General features: G+C 41.6%; 4 protein-coding genes. 3 read left to right on the forward strand and 1 reads right to left on the reverse strand.

The features are described from left to right. Positions 1 to 409 precede the first annotated feature (409 nt). From GC101_RS12915 to GC101_RS12925, 3 genes are all read left to right on the forward strand, one after another. The gene (locus GC101_RS12915) at positions 410 to 1,096 is read left to right on the forward strand and encodes a SprT-like domain-containing protein (RefSeq protein WP_343049682.1); all 687 of its coding nucleotides are present in this window, start codon (positions 410 to 412) and stop codon (positions 1,094 to 1,096) included. A gap of 134 nt (positions 1,097 to 1,230) precedes the next feature. After that, positions 1,231 to 1,392, forward strand: a complete 162-nt coding sequence (locus GC101_RS36910) for a Spo0E family sporulation regulatory protein-aspartic acid phosphatase (protein ID WP_171717608.1) — start codon at positions 1,231 to 1,233, stop codon at positions 1,390 to 1,392. 791 nt (positions 1,393 to 2,183) lie between these two features. Then, positions 2,184 to 3,206, forward strand: coding sequence for a hypothetical protein (locus GC101_RS12925; protein WP_171717609.1), 1,023 nt, complete (start codon positions 2,184 to 2,186; stop codon positions 3,204 to 3,206). 84 nt (positions 3,207 to 3,290) lie between these two features. Here the strand turns inward: GC101_RS12925 and GC101_RS12930 are convergent, their stop codons facing one another. Further along, on the reverse strand, positions 3,291 to 3,710 hold the full coding sequence (locus GC101_RS12930) for a hypothetical protein (protein ID WP_171717610.1): 420 nt from the start codon (positions 3,708 to 3,710) through the stop codon (positions 3,291 to 3,293). Positions 3,711 to 3,849: the final 139 nt, after the last annotated feature.

Consider the following 3,849-nt stretch of genomic DNA (forward strand, 5'->3'; position numbering starts at 1 on the left):
CCGCCGCTGCTGCAGACCGCGCGCAACCGGCGACCAATCAAACCAGGGCAAAGCAGTTGCCACGGTCCTGCAGGCGGGCTAGTGGATCACCGGCGAGTTATCGATCGATGCATCGGCGGGAGCCGGGTACTGGGGCTCACCGGCAGCCATGGAGACCGGCAGCAGCTGCGGTAGATCTGCAGCTGGCAGTGTGGCCAACCGGCGCACTGGCTTTCGGAAGGGACGTCTACCGCAGCTGCTGCGGATCCGTAACAGGAGGCGACCGATGCCACTAGGCCTTCATACTTGGTGCGCTGGCATAGATGAGTAACTAAATTATTTGAAAATAATTTATAGTAATATGGTAAGATAAGTTTAATATCTTTTTGAGACATATGTCTCAAAAATAGGAGGGTGTTCATTGTTTGATGTGAAGTCTTTGACATTAAGCGATATAACGAAAGAAATTCACCATGTTTTTAAACTGTTTAATCTAACCTATTTTGAAGGAATTTTATCCACACCAGCTATAACTATACAATCAAATGGACATCACAGACTATCTATGGGGTGGTGCTCAACAAAACCGGTTTGGGGTACTCAAGACGGTTCGTTACAAATGTATGAACTTAATCTTTCTGCTGAGTTTATGGATCAAGATTTTTTTGAAACAATGGACACGGTATTACATGAAATGGTCCATCTCTACCATTTAACAATAGGAATACAAGATACTAGCCGGAAGGGAGCCTATCATAATAAAAATTTTAAACAAAAAGTTTTAGAGCTAGGGTTTGAATACCAAGAGGATAAACCACATCCTACACATGGATGGAGCTATGCGAGACTTGGAAAAGAAGCTAAAAAAAAAATAGAAGAAATGCCGATCAGAAAAGAAATTTTTGTTATTGCACGCCATGGATACACTTATTTCAAAGCTTTGGCAGAGGGCAAAGATCCTGCTGAAGTAATGAGTTCTGGTATTATTAATAATAATGAATCAAGTTCAAAGTCAATTAAATGGATATGTTCATCATGTGGGGTATCAGTAAGAGCATATAATAAAAACCTGAATATTCTATGCGGTGACTGTGATCAAAGGTTGGAAATGGAATGAATTATATACCTAAAAGCCTATGTGGATATCTTATCCGACATGGGCTTTTTTATTTATTTAATTATAAATATAAATAGTTTACAAAAGATGTTTTAATGGTATAATAAAATAAAAAGGAGGTGAACAGTATGTGTATGCCCGCACAGGAAGTATATTCTCAATTCGAGGTTCTTAGATTAGAAATGTATGAGTTAAGCAACTTATATGGTTTAGATTCTGCTATAGTCCTGTCTAAATCACAGGAATTAGACCAGCTGCACAACCTTATTAATCAAACAAAAAAGCCGAATGCGTAGGAGCATCCGACTTAATCAAGAGGCGTGAAACTTTGCCGGTACCACGCCTCTCCAGAATAACATGAAAAAGGAGAGATTTGTATGGAAATTTTAACAACCCCCGCCCTTGGGTGGGTATTTTTAGTGGAGGCTGGAGTTGCATTTCTTTGGTGCATATTTAAAAAAAATAAACAAAATTCCGACAATATATAAGTTTTGAGGAGTACTGTGGACAACTTTTCTCTTCTTTTTTAGCACCTTGTGTGCTAAAATGTGGATAACTTAATTGTTCTTTTGACAAAGAAATAGCCATTGAAAAAGCTACTAGTAAAAGAGTTGGAGCTCTTAGGCTAGTGTGCCGAATCAACCGATCTGGACATCGGTGAATCAGTGCTTTAACAATGACCTGGGGTATTTCTTTAATACCTTATTTATGGTATTGATATATACTAATTTACCATAGTGTCATCTATTTTTCAAGTGTTTACAAGCCCTCGATTTGTCTTTGTATAGGCAGATCGTGGGCTTTTTCTGTTTCATTAACAATATAAATTCATCTATTAAAGGGGTATTTCATCTAAACGAACAACGTGGTTCTTTTTCAGAAGGGCGTGAAGGGAAAAGCTGCATAAGATGCGAAGTAGGTTCGGAGCACATTGTTCACCTCTATTTACAATTTAACACCATGTGAAAAGTTCATAATAGTAACCCCTAAAGTTTTAGCTACTGCCATAACACACAATTGTCTGTTCAAATACCCGTTTAAAGGGTGCTCTATTCCATACATTTTTTTACACAAACAGGAGGTTGTTATGCCGAATCCAATTAAGCTGAAGAGAGTTGTAATTAAAGAAGAATTAGTCGCTTTAACTGGCGATTATGTATCAGCTTTAATACTTAACCAATTCGTTTACTGGTCTGAAAGAGTCAAGGATGCTGATAAATTAATTCAAGAAGAAACAGAGCGTATGTCCTTGAATGGCGTCTTGCCTAATCTTAAATTTGACCATGGTTGGTTCTACAAAAAGGCAGAAGAGCTATCAACCGAATTAATGCTCAATTCTAGTGATCAAACCATAAGAAGAAAAATTAAAAGTTTAATAGATCATGGTTGGATCTATGAACGAAGAAATCCCAACTATTCTTGGGACAAAACATTTCAATACAGGGTTGATTTAATTCAAATCATGACTGATTTGAGCGCCAAAGGATATCATTTGGAAGGTTATGAGTCACTACAACGAACATTAAATATAACGAATCTCCAAATTGGTTTTCCGTACCTCCAATTTGGAGGTACGGAAAATGATTATGGAGATTCGTTACTCCAGAATGGAAATTCCTATCTCCAGTCAGGAAATTCGGGACCTCATATTGGACGAACGGATCTCCATAATCGAACTCCGAACCTCCATGGTGGACAAGCAATACCAGAGATTACTACAGAGATTACTACAGATTCAAAATTGAATGAACGGTTGATTGGGGCGGCTAATGCCTCCTCTACAAATATTTCGTTTAATAATAATGAAATATACGAAGTTCTCAAAAGTAATCTACCTAAGTATTGTTACATTGCAGATAATATACCGATGCATGAGAGTTACATAGAATCAATTTTTTTAATGTTAATACAGCATCATAAAGATATTCTTTTACCTGAAATAGTTATCAAAGCTTGTGAGCGTTATTTTGAGAATTCTTGCAATCTTGATCTTTCAACTGGTGATGTATCTATGAAAATAAAAATAAATAATCCAATAGGATATTTTTCTACGTGCTATGAAGAAGCTTATAAACTCTACAAAGTAAAACGAGGATTGTTAAGTAAATAGCAAGCCGCACTCGGCGCATTGATGGAAGCCTCACTAGAAGCCACTAGCCTTACCTCTAGGACTGCGGCGGCTGTCTTACCCTGATTAAGCGGTAGACGTTCTTCCGAAGGTTGGTGCGCCTGGTGCGCTCCAGCTGGCCACACTGCCATCTGCAGATCTACCGCAGCTGCTGCCGCTAAGCTCCATTACCTGGCTACCGCCGGGGCAGCGATCGATAACTCGCCGGGGGTTCCACTGACCCGCCGGTAGGAGCACGGCAACTGCTTTGCCCTGGTTAATGGTGGCCGGCTGCACGCGGATCCGCAGCAGCGGTAGACGTTCTTCCGGAAGCCGGTGCGCCCGGCTCGCCAGTTGCCACACTGCCGGCTGCCGATCTATTGCAGCTACTGCCAGTGCTCTGCTGGAATCCGGTGAGCCCAGTATCCAGCAGCCGGCGGCACAGCGATCAATAACTCGCAGGCGGTCCACCAGCCCGCCTGCAGGACCCGGCAACAGTTTCACCATGTTGATTGGTCGCCGGCTGCGCGCGGATCCGCAGCTGCTGCGGTAGACGTTCTTCCGGAAGCCGGTGCGCCCGGTGCGCGCTGGTTGGCCACACTGCCGGCTGCCGATACTCTCCTGGATGCTGGTGAACCCAGTACCT

This window comes from Paenibacillus phytohabitans (genome assembly GCF_013141775.1).
Classification (GTDB): Bacteria; Bacillota; Bacilli; order Paenibacillales; family Paenibacillaceae; genus Paenibacillus_AQ; species Paenibacillus_AQ phytohabitans.